Here is a 21,801-nt window from a genome sequence, read left to right as displayed (position 1 = left end):
GTGCGGGACCGTCCGCGCGCCGGTGTGCCGCGGGCGACGCCGGAGTCCCGAAGCGCCGGCATGGTAGAGGTCCGGGTTCGGGACAAGGCCCAGCTCCAGCAGGCTTTGGCCGACGCGGTCCGGACTGTCGGGGACGCCGCCGAACGCTACGGCACCGGCATCATGATCACCGACGTGGGGGACGGTTGCTACGTGGTCCGCGCCCACCCCGCCGTGCCGTACGGGCTGGTGCGGGAGCAGCCGGGCATGGCTTAGTAACTTCCGGCCGCGGCTGTTTTCGACGCGCATATTCGTTGGCGACGCGGGTCCTCGAAGGCGCACCTCATATATGGGGTGCGCCTTCGCATATGCGGGTCGGATTCCAATCTGCGCGTCGAAAGGAAGCCCGGCTTACTACCTCTGGCGCTGTAGAGCTTCCCTGCCTAGACTGGGCGGACCCCGCCAACCATCCTGCCGCCCCGGTGAGAGCATCCCGCTCCCGCCGGAGAGAACGGCTGAAGCCTTGTTCGCGCTGTGGCTGTGGGGGAGAGTCACTACCCAGTAATCATGGTTGTCCGCACACGGTCAGCCTGGCCAGAGGAGAGACAGATGACAGGGAACAAAGCCGTTGCCTACAAGGCGCCCGGCGAAGTCGAACTTATCGATATTGACTACCCGAGTTTTGAACTGAAGGACGGTCCGGGGGTTAACCCGGCCAACGTGGGCCGCCCGGTACCGCACGGGGTGATCCTCAAGACCGTCGCAACGAACATCTGCGGCTCGGACCAGCACATGGTCCGCGGCCGCACTACGGCCCCGGCGAACCTCGTGCTGGGCCACGAAATCACCGGCGAAGTGGTGGAAGTGGGGCGTGACGTCGAATTCATCAAGGTCGGCGACCTGTGCTCGGTGCCCTTCAACATCGCCTGCGGCCGGTGCCGCAATTGCAAGGAACGCAAGACCGGCATCTGCCTGAACGTCAACCCGGACCGGCCCGGCAGCGCCTACGGTTACGTGGACATGGGCGGCTGGGTGGGCGGCCAGGCGAACTACGTGCTGGTTCCCTACGCGGACTGGAACCTCCTGAAGTTTCCGGACAAGGACAGGGCCATGGAGAAGATCCTTGACCTGGCCATGCTTTCTGACATCTTCCCCACCGGCTTTCACGGCGCCGTGACAGCGGGCGTTGGGGTCGGTTCCACCGTCTATGTGGCTGGTGCCGGACCGGTGGGCCTCGCCGCGGCGACCAGCGCGCAGCTGCTGGGTGCGGCCGTCGTGATAGTGGGCGACCTTAACCCGGACCGGTTGGCGCAGGCCAGTAGCTTTGGCTGCGAAACCGTTGACTTGACCAAGGGCGGTCCGGGCGAACAGATCGAACAGATCCTCGGCGTCCCGGAAGTGGACTGCGGCGTCGATGCCGTGGGCTTCGAAGCGCGGGGTCATGGTCACGGAAAAGATGCGGAGGAAGCCCCGGCCACGGTATTGAACTCCCTCATGGACATCACGGCGGCCGGTGGCGCCCTAGGTATCCCGGGCCTCTACGTCACCGGCGATCCCGGTGGCGTCGACGAGGCGGCGAAGAAGGGTGCGCTGAGCCTTAGCCTGGGCACCGGCTGGGCCAAGTCGCTCAGCTTCACAACCGGGCAGTGCCCGGTGATGAAGTACAACCGCCAGCTGATGATGGCCATCCTGCATGACCGGGTGAGCATTGCCAAAAACGTCAACGCGAAGGCGATCTCGCTGGAGGACGCACCGAAAGGCTACGCGGAATTCGACGCCGGCGCCGCCACCAAGTACGTCCTGAATCCCAATGGCTACCTGAGCTGACGGATCGGGCGCACGGGTCATCAACTCGCCCGGGCGCCCCGCGTAGGCCAGACTGTTACCGTGAGCAACAAGCCCCGGACCGCACTGGCCATCGCCGGCCTGAGCCTGGGCACGGCCCTGAACCCGCTGAACTCGTCCATGATCGCCGTGGCCCTGGTGGTGCTGCGCGCCGACTTCGGGCTCGACGTCGCCGGGGTTACGTGGGTCATCACGGCGTTCTACCTCGCCTCCGCCGCCGGCCAGCCAGTCATGGGCCGGCTGGCGGACCGGTTCGGGCCACGCCGGATGTTCCTCCTCGGCATGGGGCTGGTCGCGGTGACCTGTGCCCTGGCCCCGTTCGCCCCTAACTTCGCACTCCTGTGCGTGGCCCGGGCCGTCATGGCGCTGGGCACCGCTGCCGCGTATCCCAGTGCCGTGGTAATGGTTGGAGCCATCGCCGCCCGGGCCAGCGTCGAAGCCGCCCGCCCGCTGGGGAGGATCCAGATGGCGAACACCTCCGCGGCCGCGGTCGGCCCGGTGGTGGGCGGGCTGCTGGTGGGCCTGGTCGGCTGGGAGGCACTCTTCCTGGTCAACGTGCCCCTGGCACTCGCGGCCCTGCTGATCGTCCGGAAGGCCGCGCCGCCCGACGGATCCCGTGAGCGGGGCAGCGTGGCCGAGCTGCTGCGGGACTCGGACATTCCCGGGATCGCGGCCTTCATCGCGGCGCTGCTGCTGGTGATGATGGCCGCCCTGAACGTGGCGCCGGACTTCCGCTGGTGGATGCTCGCCGCAGGGACGGTCATCGCCGCGCTCTTCGCCTGGCGGGAGCTGCGGTTCGGCAAGCCGTTCCTGGACCTGCGGCTGCTGGGCAGGAACCGGCCGCTGATGCTGGTGTACCTGGGTTTCGCCGTGTTCAGCAGCGTCTACTACTTCGTCTTCTTTGGCCTGCCGCAGCTGCTCCAGGAATCCGGCGGGTACAGCCCGGCCGTCGTCGGCCTGCTGATGCTGCCGCTGGCGGCCATGTCCGTCGTGGCCACCCCGTGGGCGGTCCGCGCCATGGGAAGGTTCGGCGTGCGGCGGGTGCTGATTGCCGGCGTCGTCCTCCTCACGCTGGTGGCCGCCCTGATGTGGCTGCTCACCGGCACCCTGGTGATTCCCGTCGTCGTGGTCCTCACCGCGCTGATGGGCGTGCCGTACGGTGTCCTGGGCATCGCGACGAACCAGGGCATGTTCATCTCCAGCCGGCCGCAGGAGCGCGGGGTGGCGGCCGGGATCTACCAGACGTGCCGGTATGTCGGGGCGATTACCGCCACCGTGATGATCGGCGTCTTCGCTTCCGGGGGCGTGCACCAGGACAGCTGGGCGCGGATGGTGGCGGCCATGCTGGTCCTCTGCGCGGCGACGCTGGCGGTCTTCCTGGTGTGGCGGCCGCGGCCGGAGTAGCAGGCGGGCAGCCGGCAGGGTAATCATCAAGGCAGAACCGCGGACGACGGCGGTGCACCCTACGCGGGTTCCGCAGCTTCGCCGGGGGAGCCGGCGAGCGGGGTCGCCCGGATCCGGGCGATGCGCAGCCGGTCCATGGCCAGCACCATGAGCACATAGCCGGGAACCTCCACCCGGTCGCCGGCCTTCGGCAGCCGGCCCAGCCGGTCGATCATGAACCCCGCAACGGTTTCGTAGTGCCCGTCCGGGAGTTCTATGCCCGTGGCTGCCTGGAACTCCTGCAAGATCAGTCCGCCGTCCACGTCGATGGCACCGTTGGCCATGTCCACGCGGTCCTCGTGGTCGGCTCCGGTGTCGTACTCGTCGTAGATTTCGCCCACCAGTTCCTCCACCAGGTCCTCGAGGGTGACGATTCCGTCCGTGCCGCCGTATTCGTCCACGACCAAGGCGATGTGGTGGCCGGTGCGCCGCATCCTGGCCAGCGTCGGGAGGACGTGGTTGGTGCCGGGCAGCGGCAGGATTTCGCGGACGATGTCCTTCACCAGGGACCGGTCCTGGTCAGCGCCCCGCGGCATCAGGTCGCGGATGTGCACGAACCCCAACACGTCATCCGGGGTCCGGCCGATCACCGGATAACGGGAGAACGGCCCGTCCTGGACGAGGGCGCGCGCGTCCGCGATGGTCCGGGCCCCCTCAATGAACGAGACTTCCGTCCTCGGGCGCATCACCTCCTGCAGCGTCCGGTCCGCCGAGCCGAAGACGTCCGTGAGGATGCTGCGGCTGGGTTCCTCGAGCAGGTCGTTCTCCGCCACCATGTCCCACAGTTCCTCTGACGAAACGTTGGCCTGCTTGGCCTGCGGGTCGCCCCCCAGCAGCCGGACCAGGGCGTTGGTGGACACGGACAGCAGCCACACCACCGGCCGCATGATCCTGGCCAGGAGGTTCAGCGGCGGCGCCAGCACACGGGTGAATCCCACGGCACTTTGCATGGCCAGGCGCTTGGGAACCAATTCGCCCAGCACCAGCGACAGGTACGCCACCAGCAGCGTCATGGCAATGAACGCCACCGGCTCTGCCGAGGACCCCAGGCCCAGGCCCTCCAGCAGGGGTTCGACGTCCGGTGCGATGGTGGAGGCACCGTACGCAGCGGAAAAGAAGCCGGAAAGCGTCACCCCGATCTGGACGGTTGAGAGGAAGCGGTTCGGGTTCCGTGCCAGGTCCGCGATGCGGGCGCCCCGGTCCCCGGACTTCTCGATCTGCCGCACCTGGCTCTCGCGGAGCGACACCAGGGCCATCTCCGTGCCGGCAAACACCCCGCCCAGCAGGACAAAGAAGAGCACGAGCAGGAAATTGACCAGGGTAGTGCCGTCCATGCAACGACCCTACAGAACCTTCACGCCGGAGAGGGGGATCCCGGTGGCGCCACCGGAGCCGTATCGGCGCAGGTCAGTTGCGGGACGCCAGGTGCTTGTCCCGGTCCTCGAACACGTCCTCGCCCGGCCCGCTGAACGCGCGCGAACGCTCCACGGCCTCCAGTGACCCGGTGAAGAGCTGGGACTCGCCCCGGTCGGGACTGCGCGGGTCCTGGGCCGAGTCGTCCCGCTGGAAGGGGAGTGTGCGGCGGGAGGGGGTGCCGCCGTCGTACTTTTCCCAGCGCTGGTGGGGGAGCGCCTCGGGGTGGCCCTGCTGCAGGAAGGTGACCATGGCTTCGCGGATGAGGCAGCGCAGGTCGAACAGGGCGGCGCTGTCGGCGGCGCTGACCAGGATGCGGACGCGGACGAACCCGCCGGTGGCATCCGTGATCTGCAGGATGCCCACACGCTCGTCCCAGAGGTCGGTGTCCGCCAGCACGCGGCGGAGTTCGACGCGCATGTCCTCCACGGGCGCGCGCCAGTCGAGGTCGAATTCCACGGTGCCCATGACGGCCGATTGGCGGCGCGTCCAGTTCTCGAACGGCGTGGTGGTGAAGTACGTGGAGGGCAGGATCAGGCGCCGGTCGTCCCATATATGCACCACCACGTACGTAAGGGTGATCTCCTCAATGCGGCCCCATTCCTTCTGCACCACCACCACGTCATCCACCCGGATGGCGTCCGTAAAGGCCAGCTGCATGCCTGCGAACACGTTCACCAGGGACGTCTGCACGGCGAGGCCGGCCACAATGGAGAGCACGCCGGCGGACGCCAGCAGCCCGGCGCCCAGTGCCTGGATGGCGGGGAACGTCAGCATCACGGAGCCAGCGGCGAGGACCACCACCAGGGCCACGCCGATCCGCCGCGCCAGGATGGTCTGCGTCCGCAGCCGCCGGGCCCTGCGGTTGTCTGCCACGTCCACGCTGTAGCGGTCCAGCACCACCGCCTCGAGGATCAGCAGCACGGCCACCGCGAGCCAGGCCAGGGACGCGATCAGGCCAATGAGCAGGAAATGGTCGACGGCGGCGTGCCAGCTTTCGTGCGACGCGGTCAGCCCCAGCGCGGCGCGGACGCCGATCAGGCACAGTGCCAGGCGCAGCGGCTGGCGGGCAACCCGGGAGGCGGTCCGGAGCTCGGGCCGCTTGCGGTTGAGCTGCAGGACGATCTTGCGCAGCAGCCAGGACAGGACCAGTCCGGCGGCCACCGCGACGGTCACGGCGATGAAGGGCATGGCGGGATTGAGTAGGTCTCGCATTACTTAACCACTATCAACTGCCCGCGCCGGGGGTGAAATTCGGGCCCCCGTGCGCTCCCGCCCACTTGGCCTGGCCGGAGCCACTCCCGCGCCGGGGAGTTCTCCGTGATTCCGGGGATTCCGGCGGGCAGCAACCGGGTGCAGAGCGAGGCAACCGGGCGGGAACGTACGGCTACGGCGCGATGTTGTGGTTACGGGTGAAAAGATTGCCGGGGTCGTACCGCCGCTTGAGGCTGAGCAGCCGTTCGTACTTGTCCGCCCCGTAGGTCAGGCGGGCTGCGCCGGCGTCCGGGCGTTCCTCGCCGCCCAGGAAGTTGAGGTATTCGCCCTGTTCGGCGAAGGGCTGCATCCGTCCGTGCGCCGCACGGGCGAAGGCGGTCAGGCGCGCATCGTCGTCGGGGCTCGGCCAGAACCCGTAAATGTTCAGCAGGTAGCGTGAGGCACGGCTGGGATAGGCCGTGGCCTCCTCCGGAACGCGGGCGAAGGCTCCGCCCAGCAGGTGGATGTCGATTCCGGTGCCCTGCCAGGCGACCTCGGAAGCGAAGCCAACCACCACGTCGATGACTTCATCGTCGAGGCGCGAAAAGGAGACGTTCTTCCAGTAGCCACGAGAGCCCTTGGGAAAGAGGCTGTCCATCGCACTTTGCCATTCCGGCCAGGACACGGGTCCCACCTCATCCTGGTCAGGCGGTGCAGCATCGCGGAGCTTATCGATGAGCTCCAACCCGGGACGGTGGTCCGCGTTCGCCCAGGCACAGCCGATGATCATCCACGGAGCGGCGCCCATGTCGAACTCCGGAGGAAAAACAAGGAAGCTGACTATGGGATTCATGTCCTCCGGCAGGGCCGTCGACCAGGCCGCGAAGCGCTGCAGCCCCTCCTTCCAGTGCTCCGGGCGGTAGAACAGGTTGGCGCCCAGGACGGGGGCCGGCAGTTCCCGCGCCCTGAAGGTGAAGGACGACACGACGCCGAAATTCCCGCCACCGCCGCGGAGACCCCAGAACAGGTCCGCGTTCTCGTCCGCGCCGGCGCGCAGGTGGTCACCGGTAGCCGTGACCACGTCCGCCGAGTGGAGGTTGTCCAGCGTCAGGCCGTTGCTGCGGGTCAGCCACCCCACGCCGCCGCCCAGGGTCAGTCCGGCGATCCCCGTCTGGCTGATCACCCCTACAGGTACGGCGAGGCCGTGGGCTGCCGTCGCCTGGTCAACGTCCGCCAGCGTGGCACCGGGTTCCGCGGTGACCAGTTGCGCTTCGGTGTCCACGGTGACGCGGCGCAGCGCGCCCAGATCCAGCACCAGGCCGCCCTCCACGCTGCCGTGGCCGGCGATGTTGTGTCCGCCGCCCCGCACAGCCAGTACCAGGCCGGAGTCGCGGGCGGCTGCCAGGACGGGATCAATGTCCGCGATGGAGCCGGCGCGGGCGATGGCACGCGGGCGAAGGTCCTGCATGCCATTCCACACCCTGCGCGCTTCGTCATAACCGGGGTCGTCCGGTTCCAATAGGGTTCCCGCGAGCCGTTGCCGCAGATCGTTCAGTACCCCGGCGACCTGTCCGTCTGCGGCGGAGGGTGTTGTCTGGTCCATGGCTGGCCTCGCCACTAGAGGCCGGATCGTCGCTGGTCCGGCAGGCTTCAGGGATTGGGGAAGCGCCAGGGTACGGCGCTCGACGGCGGCAGTACTTTCAGTATCTGGCGGCGCCCCGGGAGGGTCAAGACACGGGTAGCCTTGGGCGCATGCAGAAGATATCGATCGCCGCCCTGGCCCGTCAGCAGCTCACCGCGGCGCTCGCCGCCACCAACGGCCGTGCCGCGGACACGGTGTACGGCGGCCACGAAAAGATCCTGCGGCAGTCAGTGATGGCCATGAAAGCCGGAACCCGGCTGAGTGAGCACAAGAATCCCGGCGACGCCACGCTCTACGTGCTCAGCGGCTGCATCCGGCTCAACGCCGGGGGAGAGTCCTGGCAGGGCAAGCCCGGCGACCTGCTGATCGTTCCGCCGGGCCTGCACAGCCTGGACGCCGAGGAGGACACGACCTTCCTGTTCACCGTGGCGAAATACCGCGACTGACCCTCGGCTGCGGCTCTTCCGTTGCCGCCGGGACTGCCTCCGCTGGTGGCGCACCGGGTCCGTCCTGTGCCCCCGGTGCCGTCCCGTACGCAGGCCTCCGGTCCCTTTCCTGGACGGAGGACGACGGCGGCACTGGTCTGGCCGCGGCGGGTTCCGGTTCCGCCGGGGTTGCCTTGGCCGCGCCTGCCCCTGCGTGGCCGGGCGCTTCGGCGGGGTCCTTGATTCGAGGCGCTGTCCCGGGGTGCCCGGGTTCCGCGCCGGACGGCTCCGCCGCGGAAGTCCTGACGCCGGACTCAGGGCCGGGTGCTTCCGCCCGCTGTTCGGGCCCCGGTGTCGGACCTGTCCCGGATCGACCTGGGCCGGATTGATTCATGCCGGATCGATCTGCGCCGGATTGGTCTGTTGTTACTTGATCTGCGCCGGCCGGGACCGGGACCGGGGCCGGCGGGGCGAAGGATCGGACGATCGTGTCGATGGTGCCAGCTGCCTGGCGCCGGACGGTTTCGTTTCCCGCGGCCGCGCCGCCGGCAATGCCCAGCGACGCCGCCACGGCCAGGCTGGTGAGGACGGCCCGTTTCCTCCGTGGCTGTTTCCGGGCCCGCCCGGGGAGCGGTACCACCTCCGCCAGTGGCCCGTCTGTTCCGGCGGGACCTGCTCCGCCCGCGCCTGACCCCTGAATCAGCGCCGCCAGCTCAGCGCACGGCACCGGAACTTCAGTAGTTCTGAACGACCGCAACCGGAGCAGCGCGTCCCGCAGCTCGTCGTCGTCCGCGACGAAGCCCGCTTCGGCGAGCAGCGCGTCCACGTAGAGCTGGTCCTCGAGGCGGCGGTTCCGCCCGTGCTGTTCACTGGTCATGATGCGTCTTCCTTCAATGAGGGACGGAGTTTCCGGAGGCGGCAGAGGGCACGGCGCTGGAGCTGCTTGATGGCGCCGGTGCTCCTGCCCATGATTTCGGCGGTGGTTTCGACGGAGAGATCGGCCACGATCCGCAGCGCCAGGACTTCCTGCTGGTCCGGTTGCAGCGTGCCGAGGATTTCCTTGACGTTCTCGGTGGAGGCGGCGGCCACCACCTGGTCCTCGGCCGAATCGGCACGGCGGGGGTCGGCATCGGGGTCATACCCGGTACTGAAAGGAGTTTTCACCCGGCGGCGATACTCATCCACGTAGCGGGCGTGGGCGATGGAGAAGGCGAGCGATTTGGCGCCCTGCGCGCCGCCGTCGAGCCCGTCCAGCTGCGGGTAGAGGGCCAGGAAGACCTCCTGGGTCATGGCCTCCGGGTCCTCGACGTCCCGGGCGCGCAGGTAGCTGAGGACCGCCGGGGCGAGCTCCCGGTACACAGCACAAAAGGCGCCCTCGCCGGACTGGCGCTGCGCCTGTGCCTCATCGCTGATCTCTTGCATCCGCCCCCCTGCGGCAGATACCCCTGCGGGACATCGGTGGGATGGCGCCGCACCGGGAGGGAAAGTCCGCCCCCGGCACGGCGTTAGCGCTCCTTAAAGCAGGCTACTCCTAGCCGTGGTGCGAGTGCTTGGCGCTGTTGCCCTGGTGGCCGGCGCCGCCGCTGGAGCCGGGCGAGCCGTTGGCTCCGTTGGAGGCAGGTGCGCCTTCGTTCTGCAGCTCGACGCTCTGCGGCTGGACGATGCCGTCGCCCTCACCGGGGGTGGTGCCGTTGTCCGAACCGTCATCGATGCTGCCTTCGCCTCGCTCCTGCGGTGCCGGGATGGTGGCGCAGTAGTCGTCGATGGCCTCGTCGCCGCCGGCCACCTGCATCAGGACGGTGTAGGCGGTGGAGGTGGAGTTCAGGCCGCCGTGTTCGAAGGCGTTGCACAGGCCGGCTGCTGCCGCTCCGGTGACGTCAGGGCCCACCGGGGTGGCGGCGGGGCCTTCCTCAGGATCATCGGTTTCCGGGTCGTCTGCATCAGAATCGTCGGTTTCCGTGGGTTCCGGTGTGGGTTCCGGGTCGCCGGTGGGCTCAGGCTCGGCCGTTTCGGTCTCGGTCGGTTCCGGATCCGGCGATGCTGTTTCAGTCTCGGTGGGGGTGGGCTCCGGCGTTACAGTGTCCGTGGGCTCCGGCGTGGGCGATTCGATGGGCGCTACCGGGCCGTCGTGCGAATCGGCCATGGCCGCGACCCCCGTGCCGCCGACCGCCAGGGCACCGGCCGCAAGTGCGGTCATAACCAGCTTGTTGCCTGAAAAGGTGAAGTAAGACATGAGACCCTCCGTTGACGAATTTTATGGATTGCGTTCAACTTCGCGGGATGTCCCCGCACTTAGTGGATCGAAAATTGCGTCATCGAGGTTACGGGTTTTGGAAAAAATTTGACGGGGTTGTCATGCCTTGACGTTTTCGGACCCTACGGGCCGCGGCTCCAGCCAGACCTGCTCGCGCGGCCCGGGCGGGTAGGCGTGCTTCTTCCCGGCCAGTGCGATGGCCAGGGCGCCGAGCACCGGGAGGGCGGCCGCGGCGGGAACCAGGAGGGGGCCACCCGCCACCAGGGCGGCCGAGCCGTAGAGGGCACCGAGCGTGATCCCCAGCTGGATGGTCAGCACCGTCAGCCCGTTGGCCGCTTCGCTGTAGTGGCCGCCGGCGCGCAGGATCGCGGACTGGTTGTAGATGCCGATCGCGCCCAGGCCGGCGCCCCAGACGGCCATCAGCACCAGCGCGAACACGAGGTTACCCACCGCGAACGGCAACAGGAGCATGGAAGCGGCGATGGCCGCCGTCGTCATCAGGAGCGAACGGCGCGGCCTCGAATCGACGGTGAGGCCCGCAATCCAGATCCCAAGCAGTCCGGACGCGCCGAGGACCGTGAGGGAGAGGCTGATGGCGTAGTCGGGCAGTTGGGCGCCGTGGATGTACGGGGCGATGTAGGTGAAGAGCGCGAAGTGGGCCAGGACCAGCAGCGGCCACGCCACGGCGACGGACTTGACCCCCGGCTGCGCGATGGCCAGGCGGAGCGAGGGACGGGCGGCGTCGGCAATCCGGTGGACGCGGGGAAGCACGAGGAACGCCAGCACGGCCAGCAGCACGCCGAACCCGGCCATCGCCAGGAACGCTGCGCGCCATCCAAGGAGCGCGCCCAACGCAGTGCCCGCGGGAGCGCCGACGGCCAAACCCAGGCTGTTGCCGCTGAACACGATCGCCAGCGCCTTGCCCACCTTCGCCGCCGGCACTACCCGTGCCACGTATGGTGCCATGGTGGTCCAGAGGAGTCCGTGCGCCAGGCCGCCCACCATGCGGGCGATCATCGCCGTCGTAAAATCCGGGGCCAGGCCCACCCAGGCGTTGCTCGCAGCGAACGTCAGCACCAGCCCGACCAGGAGCCCGTGCCGCGGGATGCGCGCCAGCAGCCGCGCTGCCGGCACGACTGTGACCACGATGACCGCGGCATAGGCGGCGGCGAGGTACCCGGCCACCGCCTCGGACACTCCCAGTGCGTCGCTGATCTGCGGCAGCAGCCCTGACGGCAGGAGTTCGGTGGTGATGGCAGTGAAAGCAATGGTGGCCAGGACAGCCATCGCGGCGTACGGGAAACGGGCAGGTTCCGGCGCGGAAATCGCGGAAGACATGGGGGTGGGATCCATTCAAGGGGAGGGGTGGAACGCGGCTCGGCTGGCCGGACAATTCCTCCCTTAAATTTACCGGATCCGGGCGTCTGTCATGGATATGACAGACGCTCCGCTAAGCCGTGTTACGCGTGCCATTCCGGGGCACCGCACACCGGTCCGCCTGCGCTTTACCGTTTGCCGAAATCGGTGTCGGTGTAGGAACCGGGCCGGCCTGCCGCCTGGCACGTGCAGGTACCGGCCACATCCAATCTCACGGTTACGGCCTGGCCGGCTTGAAGCCGGATGTCCACGGGTGCCGCCGCTGCAGCGGAGACATGCAGGACGGTTTCTTCGGGGGCGGTGGCAGACATGGCTGTCCTTTCCGGTGGGTTATTGACAATTGATTCCTTGATGGACATGGTTACTTGGCCTGGCCGGGTGCGCTGATCCGGGCGTCCAGCAGGCCTGCTGCCACGGCCGGAGCGAGTCCGGGCGCCAGCGGAAGGCGCGGGACCACCAGGCAGTGCCAGAGGTGGTAGATGTCCGCCTTTCCGGACCAGACGGTGGAGGTGACGTTGCCCTTCTCGTCGAGTTCCTGCTTCCAGGATCCGTGCTCGTAGTCGATGAACCAGTCGCGGGCATGGTCCCAGATCCGCTCGTACCAGTCCGCGTACTGCTGTTCGCCGGTGGCGATGTAGAGGGCCGCCGCTCCGCCGATTGCCTCGGCGGGCACCCAGCGGATGCGGGTGGTGACCACCGGCTTGCCTTCCCAATCCACCGTGTAGACGAAGCCGGGGTTCCCGTCCGGCTGCCAGGCGTCACGGATGGCAGCGTCGAAGAGGCCGCGGGCGTCCTCGAGCAGCCATGCGGGGACCTCCAGGCCGCGGGCTTCGAGCCCGGCGCGGAGGTGGAGGAGCAGGCGCGCCCACTCAACCCAGTGACCGGGGGTTCCGCCGTAGGCGCGGAACTGGCTGGCCCGGTCATCGGTGTTGTACTCCGGCATCGGGTTCCACGCCGGGTCGAAGTGTTCGAAGACCCGGTAGTTGTTGTTCCGCGCGAACTGGTGGATTAGCACCTCGGCGATGTGCAGGGCCCGCTCCAGCCACCGGTTCTCCCCGGTTACGTCGGCGACGATGAGGTACGCCTCCACCGAGTGCATACTGGCGTTGCCGCCGCGGTACGCCTCGGTTTCGGTGAAGTCGCGGTTCCAGGAGTCGAAACACATGTTGGCCTCGTGGTCCCAGAACTTCAGGTCAGCGATCCGGAGCGCTTCCTCGAGCAGTTCGCGGGAACCTGGCCGTCCGGCCGCAACGGCACTGGCAGCAGCAAGGAGCACGAACGAGTGCTGGTAGCCGGACTTGGTGTCGTTTACGGGACCGCTTTCATCCACCTCGGCATACCAGCCGCCGAATTCCTTATCGTGGAGCACCCCGTTGAGCGCCGCGATGCCGTGGTCCACGAGGGTCGCTGCGCCGGGCCGTCCCAGGAGGGCGGCGACGGAGAAACTGTGGACCATCCGGGCGGTAATCCAGAGATGGGTCGGCTTGTCGGGGAACACCTTGCCGTAGTTGTCGAGCCAGCCGAACCCCGTAGGGACCTTTGAAGCCGCGGCGAAATTGATCAGCCGGTCGGTTTCCGCCTCGAGCCATCGTGCGTGGGCGGCACTGTTCAGCCACGTCATTGTTGTTTCCTCTCTGTGGTGCGGTGCGAAGGGGTTGTGTCGGTGGTGGTGCTGTTGCTATCCGGCAGCGTCGAGCACGCCGCGGATAATGGTCGCCGCCGCTCCAAGGTAGGCCAGGATGATCAGGAGGAGCTGTGCGGCGCGGGCAGGAACGAACTTTGCGGCGACGTCGCCCAGTATCAGCCCGGCCAGGCAGGCCACCGCAACGGCCACCCACATTCCCCATGGCAGCATGGGGAACGTTTCGGGGGCGGTGATCGCCTTGGAGATGAGCGAGAGTGCGCCGATGGTGAAAAAGTAGGGCTGCATGGTGGCAGCGAACGACTTGTGCTGCCACCGGGTGGCGATGGAGTACATGCTGACCGCCGGTCCGCCCACCCCAGCCGCCGTGTTCATGAACCCGCTCAGGCCGCCGGCCGTGAAGAGGTAGCGCCGGCGCTCCGGCAAGGTGGCGGATTTCAGGACCAGCAGGACGGTCAGTCCGACGGCGAGAATCACCCCGATGGCGATCTCCAGCACTGCTGCGGGGATGAGTCGGATCAGGAATGCCGCAGGGATGATGCCCAGCAGTGCTGAGGCGGTGAGCAGCAGATACCGCTTCCAGTCGATGTCCTTCACCACCCGGAAGATGATGGCCCCCGCCGTCACGGCGCCGCATACGTTCACCAGTACCACTCCCTCTACCGGCCCCAGGAGCAGGACCAGGAAGGGCGCGGCCACCAGCGCGAAGCCCATGCCGGTGACGCGCTGCATCCCGGCACCCATGACGACGGCGCCCAGCACCAGTCCGGTGGTCAGCACTTACGGCCTCCAGGCCACGTACTGGATCTCCTCGAATTCCTCCAGGCCCAGGCTTGCGCCTTCCCGGCCGAGGCCGGACTGTTTGGCGCCGCCCATGGGGGCGAACGCAACGGACGGCAGGGGATCGTTGACGCCCACAATGCCCGCCTCGAGGCGCTCGGGAATGTCCCAGCCGCGTTTGGGGCTGCTGCTCCAGACATACGCGGCCAGGCCCATCTCTGTGGCGTTGGCCTTTCGGATTGCCTCTTCCTCCGAGGAGAAGGTCACGACGCCGGCCGCCGGGCCGAACACTTCTTCTGTCACCAGGGGGGCATCATCGGGGACGTCCGTGAGCAGCGTGGGTGCCATGAATGCACCCTGGCCGGGCACTGAGGTCCGCTCTGTGACCCGGCTGGCGCCGCGCTCCAGTGCGTCGTCCACCAGGGCCTGCACGGCGGACACCCGTTCGGCGTCGATCATGGGACCCAGGTCCGGGACGGGCGTGCCGTCGTCCGGAACGCCGTGCCCGATGCTCATCGCATCAAAGCGCGCGCCCAGCCGCGCCGCGAATTCGTCGGCGATGCTGTCCTGCACCAGGAACCGGTTGGCCGCCACGCAGGACTGACCCGTGTTCCGGAGCCGGCCCAGCACGGCACCCTCCACGGCGGCGTCCAGGTCCGCGTCCTCGAAGACGATGAAGGGCGCATTGCCGCCCAGTTCCAGCAGCGGACGGACCACCCTTGCGGAGGCTGAGGCCATGATCTGGCGGCCCACTCCCGTGGATCCGGTGAAGCTGACCGCCCGCACGGCAGGGTGGGACATCAGGGCACCGGTGATCTCGCGGGAGGGGCCGTGGACCAGGTTGACCACGCCAGCCGGGAACCCGGCGTCGTGCAGGACCTCGAACAGCCCGGTGGCGGCGAGCGGCGCCTTTTCGGACACGCGGCCCACCACGGTACAGCCTGCGGCCAGCATGGCGGCAAGCTTGCGCGCCTGGATGGACACCGGGAAGTTCCACGGCGTGAGGCTAAGCGCCACACCGATCGGTTTGCGGCTGCTGAGGTGGCGGCGGCCCTGCAGCTCCGGCGGGCTGACAGTACCTGTGGAACGGCGGACTTCCTCGGCGAACCAACGGAAGTACTCCACCGAAAAGTCCACCTCGCCCTGGGCTTCGGGGAGCCGCTTGCCGGCCTCGAGGGCCAGCGTCTGGGCCAGTTCGTCGCGGCGTTCGGCAAGCAGGTCAGCTGCATTGCGGAGCAGGTCTGCCCGCTGCCGGACGGTGGTGCGGGACCAGGACCCGAACGCCTGCGCCGCGGCGTCCGCGGCCCTGGTGGCATCCTCGCCGGTGCCCCAGGCCACCTCGCCCACGGTGCTGCCGCTGCCGGGGTCTGTCACGTCCTTGACAGTTCCCGCGGTGTGCCAGGTGCCGTTCACGAGGTGCCGGGCTGATGTGAGGTTCATGGATGGTGCCTTTCGTGGGGCTGGGGGACGTCCAGTACGACGGGGCGGGCTGGGCTGGCCGCCGTGGTTGCGGTGCTCATCCCTTGCTGGCTCCGGCCGTGATGCCGGCAACGAAGTACCGCTGCAGGAAGACATAGGCCACCACCACGGGCAGGGAGGCCATGATGACGCCGGCGAACAGCAGCGGGTAGTTCGTCTGGAACTCGCCCTGGAAGCTCAGCAGTGCCAGGGGCAGTGTGCGGTTGCCGGGGGACTGGATGAAAAGAAGCGGATACAGCAGTTCGTTCCAGTGGATGACGAACAGGAAGATCGCTGCGGCGGCGATGGACGGGGCGGATAGCGGCAGGGCGATGGACACGTAGGTCCGCCACGGGCCGGTGCCGTCGATCGACGACGCTTCGTAGAGTTCCTTGGGCAGGGTCCGCATGAACCCGCCCAGGATGAAGACGGCGATGGGCAGGGTAGAGACCAGGTTCGCCAGGACCAGGCCGGCCAGGCTGTCCAGGAGCCCCAATCGTCCAAAGAGGACATACAACGGAACCATGTTGGCCTGGGCGGGGATGGCCATGCCAAGGACAAGGAATCCGAAAATGGCCCAGGACATGAAGCCGCGGAGCCGGGAGACGGCGTAGCCGGCCAGGCTGGCGAGGAAAAGTGTGAGCGGCACTGAGATCGCTGTGACGATGACGCTGTTCCAGAAGGAAGACCCGAGGTCCTGGCCGCCGATCACTTCCGCGTAGTTGGCGGGGGAGAGTGATTGCGGCAGGCTGAACGGACCCGCGAAGAGTTCCTGGGTGGACTTGAAGCTGCCGAACCCCACCACGGTCAGCGGAATGATGATGATGACCGCGTAGATCGCGAGGATTCCGCGGCGGGTTATTGATGCGAGCATGCTGTCATTCCCCCTTCGGGGTGAGGCGGAGCAGCCGGCGCTGCAGCCAGGTGACCAGGGCGATCATCGCCATAAAGATGATCGACTGGGCGGCTGCGTAGCCGAACTCCGAGTTGGCGAAGGTGCTGTAGATGCGGGTGGAGAGGATATCCAGGGACTGTTTCGGCGGGTTGCCCGCGATACCCAGGATCAGGTCGAACGCCTTGAAGGACTGCACCGTGGTGTAGGCCACCACAATGGACGTTGCCGGCGCCACGAATGGCCAGGTGATCGACGTGAACTGCTGCCACCTATTGGCGCCGTCCATCTCCGCGGCCTCGTAGAGCTCCCGCGGGATGGCCTGCAGGCCGGCGATGTAGACCACCATCATCTGCCCGGCGTGGAACCACACCTGGGTGACGGCCACCCAGTACAGTGCCTGGGCGTCATTGCCTAGGTAGGAACCGCCGTCCACGCCCACGCTTCTGAGGACTGTGTTGGCCAGGCCGAAGTTGGGATCGTAGATGAACTTCCAGATAAACGCCACGGATACCGAGGACAGAATGGTGGGGAAGAAGAACAACGCACGGAGCAGGACACTCCCCCGCGAGTTCTTCGTCAGCAGCAGCGCCAGGATCAGGGAGAACACCGTCTGGGCAATCACCACCAGCAGTACGAACTTGAGGTTGTTGGACAGTGCGTTCGTGAACAGCGAGTCATTGGTGAAGGCCCGGACAAAGTTGTCCAGTCCGACGTAGTTGAAGGCGGCCGAGAAGCCGTTCCAGTCCGTAAGGGCGTACTGGAAGGCCTGCAGGGTGGGCATCACCAGGAAGAAGGCAATTACGGCGACGGCGGGAAGCGGGAAGAGATACAGCGCCGGATTCACCCGAGTGGGGGAGCGGCGGCGTTTCTTCCCTGCGTGAATCGGGTCCGGTGGGCTGCCTGATGCCTTCCGTTTAGCAGGCAGCCCTGTGTGCGTGCTCATATCCGTTCGTCCACGATCTTTTGAGCGGCTTCGGCTGCCTGTTCCGGACTGGTGCCGGAGATGACCGCCGTCGCGCTCGCCTCCACGGCATTGCGGACATCCAGGTTCTGGAACTGGAACCTGGCTGCCAGAGCCGTTTTTTTCTCCAGCCAGGGGCTCAGGCGCTTCAGGTCCGGGTTGGTGTATTCCACGTTGTTCACGGAGACGTGCTGCGCCGTCTGGTTGGCGTAGTAGGCGGCGTTCTCCGGTTCGGAGAGGAAGTCGATCCACGCTGCCGCGGCTGCCTGGTTCTTGCTTGCGGAGTTGACGCCCAGGATGAAGGTGGCGTTGTAGACGCCCTCGTATTTGCCGGTGCCGTCCGAGGTGTTGGGGAATACCAGCTCGATGGGGAACTTGGCGCCCAGGCCGCGGACCGCGGCAATGTGGTACGAGCCAGTGGCCAGCATGGCGGCCTTGCCTTGGGAGAAGAGGTTCTGGGCGGGTTCGACAGCGGTTCCGGTGGCGTTGGGCTGCAGGTACGGAACCAGTTCCTTGTACTGGTTCAGCATCTTGATGAACCAGTCATCGGTGACTTTCAGCTTGCCCTGCTCGATCTGGGCGCACATGTCATCGACGGGAGCGTTGTTGGCGATCATGTTGTTGAACAGCTGCCCGCCGTTTCCAACGTCGCCGCCCGGCCAGGAGATGGGAATGACTCCGGCGCCGGCCAGCTCGTCACACATGGCAAGGAAGGAATCCCAGTCCTTCGGGGCAAGGTCGGCCCCCGCCTTGTCGAACAAATCGACGTTGGCCATGGGCATCGGGAATACCACCTGGTACGGCAGGCCCAGCTGGTTCTCCCCGGACCTTCCGGCGGACAAGAGGCTTTCCTGGTAGTTCTTCACCGCCTTGCTGTCCTTGAGTTCCGTGTAGATCCCGGCTTCGGTGAAGTTCTTGAACTGGGCACCGCGGAAGGTGGCAAAGGCGTCGCCGATGGAGCCGCCACGGAGTTTCTGCAAGGCTTGGGCGTTGTAATCGTTGGACGTGGAGATGTCCTGGGCCACTTCCACGCCGTCGTGCAGCGCGGCAAACCGCTTGATCAGCTCGTCGAACACGGCCTTGTCCTCACCGCGCCAGTGAGCGAAGGACACTTTGCCGGTGACTGCACCGGCGGAGGGGGCGGCCGGACCGGTTGCCCCGCCCGGTGTGGTGGACCCGCCGGGGCCGGCGCAGGCTGCCGCGGTGGCGCCGAAGCCCAGGGCTCCGAGAAGGGCGATGGCCTGGCGGCGTGAAATCTGACTCACAATGATCTCCTCGTTGAGTGTTTTGCTGTGCCTTGTTTGGTTGACTGCTGGGGTGCCCGGACTCGCGCGGACTGGTGGCTGGTTCGCCGGGGTGGAATCTCCTATGCGTTGGCCCGCTGGGCAGAGACGACGTCATCGACTACCGCGCAGAGGCGCTGGAGCCGCCGGACGGCGTCAGTTGACAGGGATTCGACGACGTCGGGCGCGCCAATGCAGGAGGCCCAGACGGCGCGTCCGGAAAGGAAGCCGCTGGCGCCTTCCAGGCAGGCCCACCGGACGGCGTCGGGGAAGACGTCCTCGGGGACGCCGGAGGAAAGAACCACCCAGGGACCGTCGATGGCTTTGGTCAGTTCGGCGCAGGCGGCACGGACCTCGGCTTCGGAGGCCTGGCCCTTGAAGGGGACCTCGGCCTTGTACAGGTCCGCGCCCAGACTGCCAAGTTCCTTTGCGGCGGCCAGGATCCCGGCGTTCCAGTCGAAGTCGCCGCCGGCCAGCGGCTTGCGGGAGACCGGCTCGATGATGCTGATCAGGCCGGCGGACCGGCAGCTTTCAACGAATTCGCGGACCATGGCCACACGGCCTTCGGCAGGTTCATCCGGGCGGTAGAGGACCAGCAGCTTGAGCGCTTTCGCGCCCAGCGCCTTGTACTTGTGCGGATCTACGAGGCGGTCGATGGTCACTTCGCCTACCAGTTCACCATGTGCCGGCTCGAAGTGGTCGGCTGAGGCGATCAGTCCGCAGCCGGGGTCGACCACACCGGCCTCGATGGCCTGGTCGAGTGCGAACTGACGGTCAATCAGGATTCCGGAGGCGTAGGGGCTGAGGATCCGTGCCGCTTCGAGTTTGAAGGTGCGGAGGTCCTCGTCGGTGACGGGCTGGTCCGTGTGCTCGGCGAACATGTTGCGCATGGCTTCGCGCTGGTCTACGGCGAGCATCGCGAACGCACCGGACGGACGCTGGAGCGGGGAGAGGTCTGTAGGGCTCATGGGCTGCTTCTTTCAGCTGGACGGTTTGAATGAACGGGTTTGTTAGGCAAGGGCAGGCGTGATGGCCTGGCGGGGGATCGCGGAGCGTCCGTCCAGTCCTGCGCACGAGGCGGAGGCGGTACGGCCGGCGAACGCGGCGGCTTCCACGAGTGGGAGGCCGGCTGCGACCGCGGCCAGGATGGCACCGTGATAGACATCGCCGGCGCCGAGGGTCGAGACAATGGCTGCCGGCGTGGCCGGAACATGGGCAGGCATGCCGCCGCGTTCCAGGACCCAGGCGCCCTCGGAGCCGGCGGTGGCGACGACGGCGGAGGCGCCGTCGTCGAGCGCTTTCTGCAGGAGGGCTTCGGGGGCGAGTCCGTCACCGTACTCGGCGCGGAGCCTTTCGATGGTGGGCACGTACAGGGCGACCCCCCGTGGGCTGAAGGAAGGGATGGGGTTGCCTGCGTCTACGCTGATGCTCCGTCCGGCAGGACCCCCGGGGAGGGACGCGACGGCGTTCCAGCCAAGGTGGTCGACGTGGATCCAGGATGCCGCTTCCGCCAGCTCGTGGAAGCGGCTGTTGGCCGGAAAGCTGACCGGAGGTACGGGTCGGGTGACGATGGCCCGGCTTTCGGCTGCCCTGCTGACCACGATGACGCTGGCACCGGTCCTGACATCCGGGTCGCGGATGACGGCGGAGGTGTCCACTCCTTCTGCCTGGAGGCCGGTGATAATGCGGTCGCCTTCCTCGTCGGTACCCAGGACGCCCGCGAAGGCTGTGCGGGCTCCGGCTCGCGCCGCAGCAACGGCGGCAGTCGCCGCCGGGCCGCCGCCCGCCGTCGCGAAGTCTGAGGCGACGGTGCGGCTGTCCGCGGCGGGGTAGTCCTCGACCAGGGCAATTGCGTCAAGGGTGGCGCAGCCTACGAAGAGCAGGGTTCCTGTTGACGGTTGGGGCACGTTCCACCTCGTTGTAGTTCCGGCTGGTACTGAAAAAATATACACACGCCATGTTGGAAAAACAACACTTTCTGTATAGTTATGTTTGGGATGCAACGCCGCGGTCCCAAACACTCAACGTAGAGAAACGGAGCAGCTCATGTCATTGCCAACTGCGGAATCGGTCCGGACTATCCGGTACGGTCTCATCGGCGCCGGCCACATGGCCCGCGAACACGTCCGGAACCTCGCCCTGATCCCCGGAAGCCGGATCACCGCAGTGTCCGATCCCCAGCAGTCCTCCCTGGAAGAGACCGCGAAGGAGATCGGATATGAGGTGCAGAGCTTCGCCTCGCACCAGGAACTCCTGGCCTCCGGCCTGGTGGACGCGCTGGTCATTGCCAGCCCGAATGACACCCACCTGGGGATCCTGAAGGACATCTTTGCCAGCGGCACCAACCTGCCGGTCCTGGTGGAGAAGCCGGTATGCGTCAGCGCGGACCAGGCGGACGAACTCGAGCGGCTGGCGGCTGACTACCCGGCGCCGGTGTGGGTGGCCATGGAATACCGTTACATGCCCCCGGTACAGGAGGTCATCCAGGCAGCCCACAACGGCAGGCTCGGCAATATCTACATGCTCTCCATCGTGGAACACCGCTTCCCGTTCCTGCACAAGGTGGATGCCTGGAACCGCTTCGCCGAGCGGACCGGCGGCACCCTGGTGGAAAAGTGCTGCCACTTCTTCGACCTGATGCGCCTCATCCTGCAGGACGAGCCCACCCGGGTCTACGCCAGCGGCGGGCACGATGTAAACCACATGGATGAGGTGTACGGGGGCAGGATTTCGGACATGGTGGACAACGCCTACGTGATTGTCGACTTCAAGGGCGGGAAGCGTGCCATGCTGGAGCTGTCCATGTTCGCAGAAGGGTCCAAGTTCCAGGAACGAATTTCCATCGTGGGTGACGCGGCCAAGATCGAAACCCTGATCCCCGTAGCGGCCAACCACTGGATCCCGGGGGACGAGGCCGAGGCAACCGTGGAGTTCAGCCCGCGGTCGCCGCTGGGTCCGGAAAAGCATGAGGTTCCCGTCGACGAGGCAGTCCTTGCTGCCGGCGCCCACCACGGCTCCACGTACTACGAGCACCTCGGCTACCGCAAAGCCATCCTGGGTGAGGGGCCGGTGGAAGTGACCGTCGCCGACGGCCTGCAGTCGGTCCGGATAGGGCTCGCCGCCGAACGCTCGATCGTAGAAGGACGTCCCATTGAGCTTACGGGCGCCACTGCCGGGGTACGTGATTAACTAAATTCGTGTTGGAATTGC

At 67.1% G+C, this 21,801-nt stretch carries 21 protein-coding genes; 5 read left to right on the top strand and 16 right to left on the bottom strand.

Annotation, left to right across the window (positions count from 1 at the left end; translation table 11 throughout):
• The 3 genes from ACIQC0_RS02675 to ACIQC0_RS02665 all read left to right on the top strand — a co-directional run bounded on the left by ACIQC0_RS02675 (position 1) and on the right by ACIQC0_RS02665 (position 3,228).
• Positions 1 to 255, top strand: coding sequence for a hypothetical protein (locus ACIQC0_RS02675; protein WP_400532461.1), 255 nt, complete (start codon positions 1 to 3; stop codon positions 253 to 255).
• Positions 256 to 588: 333 nt separating this feature from the next.
• Positions 589 to 1,806 carry a formaldehyde dehydrogenase, glutathione-independent gene (fdhA, locus tag ACIQC0_RS02670; protein ID WP_400532460.1) on the top strand — a complete coding sequence of 406 codons (1,218 nt, stop codon included), beginning with the start codon at positions 589 to 591 and terminating at the stop codon, positions 1,804 to 1,806.
• A 60-nt stretch (positions 1,807 to 1,866) separates the two neighbouring features.
• On the top strand, positions 1,867 to 3,228 hold the full coding sequence (locus ACIQC0_RS02665; RefSeq protein ID WP_400532459.1) for an MFS transporter: 1,362 nt from the start codon (positions 1,867 to 1,869) through the stop codon (positions 3,226 to 3,228).
• Positions 3,229 to 3,287: 59 nt separating this feature from the next.
• On the opposite strand, the gene ACIQC0_RS02660 is transcribed toward ACIQC0_RS02665, so the two are convergent.
• The 3 genes from ACIQC0_RS02660 to ACIQC0_RS02650 form a co-directional block, all read right to left on the bottom strand.
• On the bottom strand, positions 3,288 to 4,601 hold the full coding sequence (locus tag ACIQC0_RS02660; protein ID WP_400532458.1) for a hemolysin family protein: 1,314 nt from the start codon (positions 4,599 to 4,601) through the stop codon (positions 3,288 to 3,290).
• A 73-nt stretch (positions 4,602 to 4,674) separates the two neighbouring features.
• The gene (locus ACIQC0_RS02655) at positions 4,675 to 5,895 is read right to left on the bottom strand and encodes a mechanosensitive ion channel family protein (RefSeq protein ID WP_400532457.1); all 1,221 of its coding nucleotides are present in this window, start codon (positions 5,893 to 5,895) and stop codon (positions 4,675 to 4,677) included.
• A gap of 172 nt (positions 5,896 to 6,067) precedes the next feature.
• Positions 6,068 to 7,477, bottom strand: coding sequence for an FAD-binding oxidoreductase (locus tag ACIQC0_RS02650; RefSeq protein ID WP_400532456.1), 1,410 nt, complete (start codon positions 7,475 to 7,477; stop codon positions 6,068 to 6,070).
• 149 nt (positions 7,478 to 7,626) lie between these two features.
• Between ACIQC0_RS02650 and ACIQC0_RS02645 the strand changes: the two genes are divergently transcribed.
• Positions 7,627 to 7,962 carry a cupin domain-containing protein gene (locus tag ACIQC0_RS02645; RefSeq protein ID WP_377215069.1) on the top strand — a complete coding sequence of 112 codons (336 nt, stop codon included), beginning with the start codon at positions 7,627 to 7,629 and terminating at the stop codon, positions 7,960 to 7,962.
• Here the strand turns inward: ACIQC0_RS02645 and ACIQC0_RS02640 are convergent.
• From ACIQC0_RS02640 to ACIQC0_RS02580, 13 genes are all read right to left on the bottom strand, one after another.
• Complete coding sequence (locus tag ACIQC0_RS02640; RefSeq protein ID WP_400532455.1) at positions 7,937 to 8,818, bottom strand: hypothetical protein; 882 nt, start codon at positions 8,816 to 8,818, stop codon at positions 7,937 to 7,939. The two genes, ACIQC0_RS02645 and ACIQC0_RS02640, sit on opposite strands and share 26 nt — an antisense overlap.
• Positions 8,815 to 9,363 (bottom strand): RNA polymerase sigma factor, encoded by a 549-nt coding sequence (locus ACIQC0_RS02635; RefSeq protein ID WP_400532454.1) that lies wholly within the window; start codon positions 9,361 to 9,363, stop codon positions 8,815 to 8,817. The genes ACIQC0_RS02640 and ACIQC0_RS02635 overlap by 4 nt, the downstream gene beginning before the upstream one ends.
• A gap of 109 nt (positions 9,364 to 9,472) precedes the next feature.
• Positions 9,473 to 10,174 carry a hypothetical protein gene (locus ACIQC0_RS02630; RefSeq protein WP_400532453.1) on the bottom strand — a complete coding sequence of 234 codons (702 nt, stop codon included), beginning with the start codon at positions 10,172 to 10,174 and terminating at the stop codon, positions 9,473 to 9,475.
• Between the two features lie 120 nt (positions 10,175 to 10,294).
• Complete coding sequence (locus tag ACIQC0_RS02625; RefSeq protein WP_400532452.1) at positions 10,295 to 11,533, bottom strand: MFS transporter; 1,239 nt, start codon at positions 11,531 to 11,533, stop codon at positions 10,295 to 10,297.
• A gap of 167 nt (positions 11,534 to 11,700) precedes the next feature.
• Entirely contained in the window at positions 11,701 to 11,883 is a 183-nt protein-coding gene (locus ACIQC0_RS02620) for a hypothetical protein (protein WP_400532451.1), read from the bottom strand.
• A gap of 50 nt (positions 11,884 to 11,933) precedes the next feature.
• Positions 11,934 to 13,193, bottom strand: a complete 1,260-nt coding sequence (locus tag ACIQC0_RS02615) for an AGE family epimerase/isomerase (protein WP_377215075.1) — start codon at positions 13,191 to 13,193, stop codon at positions 11,934 to 11,936.
• Positions 13,194 to 13,250: 57 nt separating this feature from the next.
• Positions 13,251 to 13,994 carry a sulfite exporter TauE/SafE family protein gene (locus tag ACIQC0_RS02610; protein ID WP_400532450.1) on the bottom strand — a complete coding sequence of 248 codons (744 nt, stop codon included), beginning with the start codon at positions 13,992 to 13,994 and terminating at the stop codon, positions 13,251 to 13,253.
• Positions 13,995 to 15,434 carry an NAD-dependent succinate-semialdehyde dehydrogenase gene (locus ACIQC0_RS02605; RefSeq protein ID WP_400532449.1) on the bottom strand — a complete coding sequence of 480 codons (1,440 nt, stop codon included), beginning with the start codon at positions 15,432 to 15,434 and terminating at the stop codon, positions 13,995 to 13,997.
• Between the two features lie 76 nt (positions 15,435 to 15,510).
• Positions 15,511 to 16,326 (bottom strand): carbohydrate ABC transporter permease, encoded by an 816-nt coding sequence (locus ACIQC0_RS02600; protein ID WP_377215078.1) that lies wholly within the window; start codon positions 16,324 to 16,326, stop codon positions 15,511 to 15,513.
• A 4-nt stretch (positions 16,327 to 16,330) separates the two neighbouring features.
• Entirely contained in the window at positions 16,331 to 17,191 is an 861-nt protein-coding gene (locus ACIQC0_RS02595) for a carbohydrate ABC transporter permease (protein ID WP_377215079.1), read from the bottom strand.
• A gap of 95 nt (positions 17,192 to 17,286) precedes the next feature.
• Positions 17,287 to 18,573 (bottom strand): ABC transporter substrate-binding protein, encoded by a 1,287-nt coding sequence (locus tag ACIQC0_RS02590; protein ID WP_400532448.1) that lies wholly within the window; start codon positions 18,571 to 18,573, stop codon positions 17,287 to 17,289.
• A 101-nt stretch (positions 18,574 to 18,674) separates the two neighbouring features.
• Entirely contained in the window at positions 18,675 to 19,559 is an 885-nt protein-coding gene (locus ACIQC0_RS02585) for an aldolase (RefSeq protein WP_400532446.1), read from the bottom strand.
• 42 nt (positions 19,560 to 19,601) lie between these two features.
• Positions 19,602 to 20,498 carry a carbohydrate kinase family protein gene (locus tag ACIQC0_RS02580; protein ID WP_400532445.1) on the bottom strand — a complete coding sequence of 299 codons (897 nt, stop codon included), beginning with the start codon at positions 20,496 to 20,498 and terminating at the stop codon, positions 19,602 to 19,604.
• Positions 20,499 to 20,637: 139 nt separating this feature from the next.
• Here ACIQC0_RS02580 and ACIQC0_RS02575 point away from each other — a divergent pair, with 139 nt between their 5' ends.
• The gene (locus ACIQC0_RS02575) at positions 20,638 to 21,780 is read left to right on the top strand and encodes a Gfo/Idh/MocA family protein (RefSeq protein ID WP_400532444.1); all 1,143 of its coding nucleotides are present in this window, start codon (positions 20,638 to 20,640) and stop codon (positions 21,778 to 21,780) included.
• The last annotated feature ends 21 nt before the right edge of the window (positions 21,781 to 21,801 follow it).

It is taken from the genome of Pseudarthrobacter sp. NPDC092419 (assembly GCF_044755045.1).
Lineage (GTDB): Bacteria > Actinomycetota > Actinomycetes > Actinomycetales > Micrococcaceae > Arthrobacter.
The sequence above is the reverse complement of the archived record's forward strand: the minus strand, read 5'-3'. Positions and strand labels throughout refer to the sequence as shown.

Bases quoted from the DNA above. Each gene is read 5' to 3' on its own strand.
- fdhA (WP_400532460.1), top strand. From the start codon at position 589: ATGACAGGGAACAAAGCCGTTGCCTACAAGGCGCCCGGCGAAGTCGAA.
- ACIQC0_RS02660 (WP_400532458.1), bottom strand. From the start codon at position 4,601: ATGGACGGCACTACCCTGGTCAATTTCCTGCTCGTGCTCTTCTTTGTC.
- ACIQC0_RS02655 (WP_400532457.1), bottom strand. From the start codon at position 5,895: ATGCGAGACCTACTCAATCCCGCCATGCCCTTCATCGCCGTGACCGTC.
- ACIQC0_RS02650 (WP_400532456.1), bottom strand. From the start codon at position 7,477: ATGGACCAGACAACACCCTCCGCCGCAGACGGACAGGTCGCCGGGGTA.
- ACIQC0_RS02645 (WP_377215069.1), top strand. From the start codon at position 7,627: ATGCAGAAGATATCGATCGCCGCCCTGGCCCGTCAGCAGCTCACCGCG.
- ACIQC0_RS02640 (WP_400532455.1), bottom strand. From the start codon at position 8,818: ATGACCAGTGAACAGCACGGGCGGAACCGCCGCCTCGAGGACCAGCTC.
- ACIQC0_RS02635 (WP_400532454.1), bottom strand. From the start codon at position 9,363: ATGCAAGAGATCAGCGATGAGGCACAGGCGCAGCGCCAGTCCGGCGAG.
- ACIQC0_RS02630 (WP_400532453.1), bottom strand. From the start codon at position 10,174: ATGTCTTACTTCACCTTTTCAGGCAACAAGCTGGTTATGACCGCACTT.
- ACIQC0_RS02625 (WP_400532452.1), bottom strand. From the start codon at position 11,533: ATGTCTTCCGCGATTTCCGCGCCGGAACCTGCCCGTTTCCCGTACGCC.
- ACIQC0_RS02620 (WP_400532451.1), bottom strand. From the start codon at position 11,883: ATGTCTGCCACCGCCCCCGAAGAAACCGTCCTGCATGTCTCCGCTGCA.
- ACIQC0_RS02615 (WP_377215075.1), bottom strand. From the start codon at position 13,193: ATGACGTGGCTGAACAGTGCCGCCCACGCACGATGGCTCGAGGCGGAA.
- ACIQC0_RS02605 (WP_400532449.1), bottom strand. From the start codon at position 15,434: ATGAACCTCACATCAGCCCGGCACCTCGTGAACGGCACCTGGCACACC.
- ACIQC0_RS02600 (WP_377215078.1), bottom strand. From the start codon at position 16,326: ATGCTCGCATCAATAACCCGCCGCGGAATCCTCGCGATCTACGCGGTC.
- ACIQC0_RS02585 (WP_400532446.1), bottom strand. From the start codon at position 19,559: ATGAGCCCTACAGACCTCTCCCCGCTCCAGCGTCCGTCCGGTGCGTTC.
- ACIQC0_RS02575 (WP_400532444.1), top strand. From the start codon at position 20,638: ATGTCATTGCCAACTGCGGAATCGGTCCGGACTATCCGGTACGGTCTC.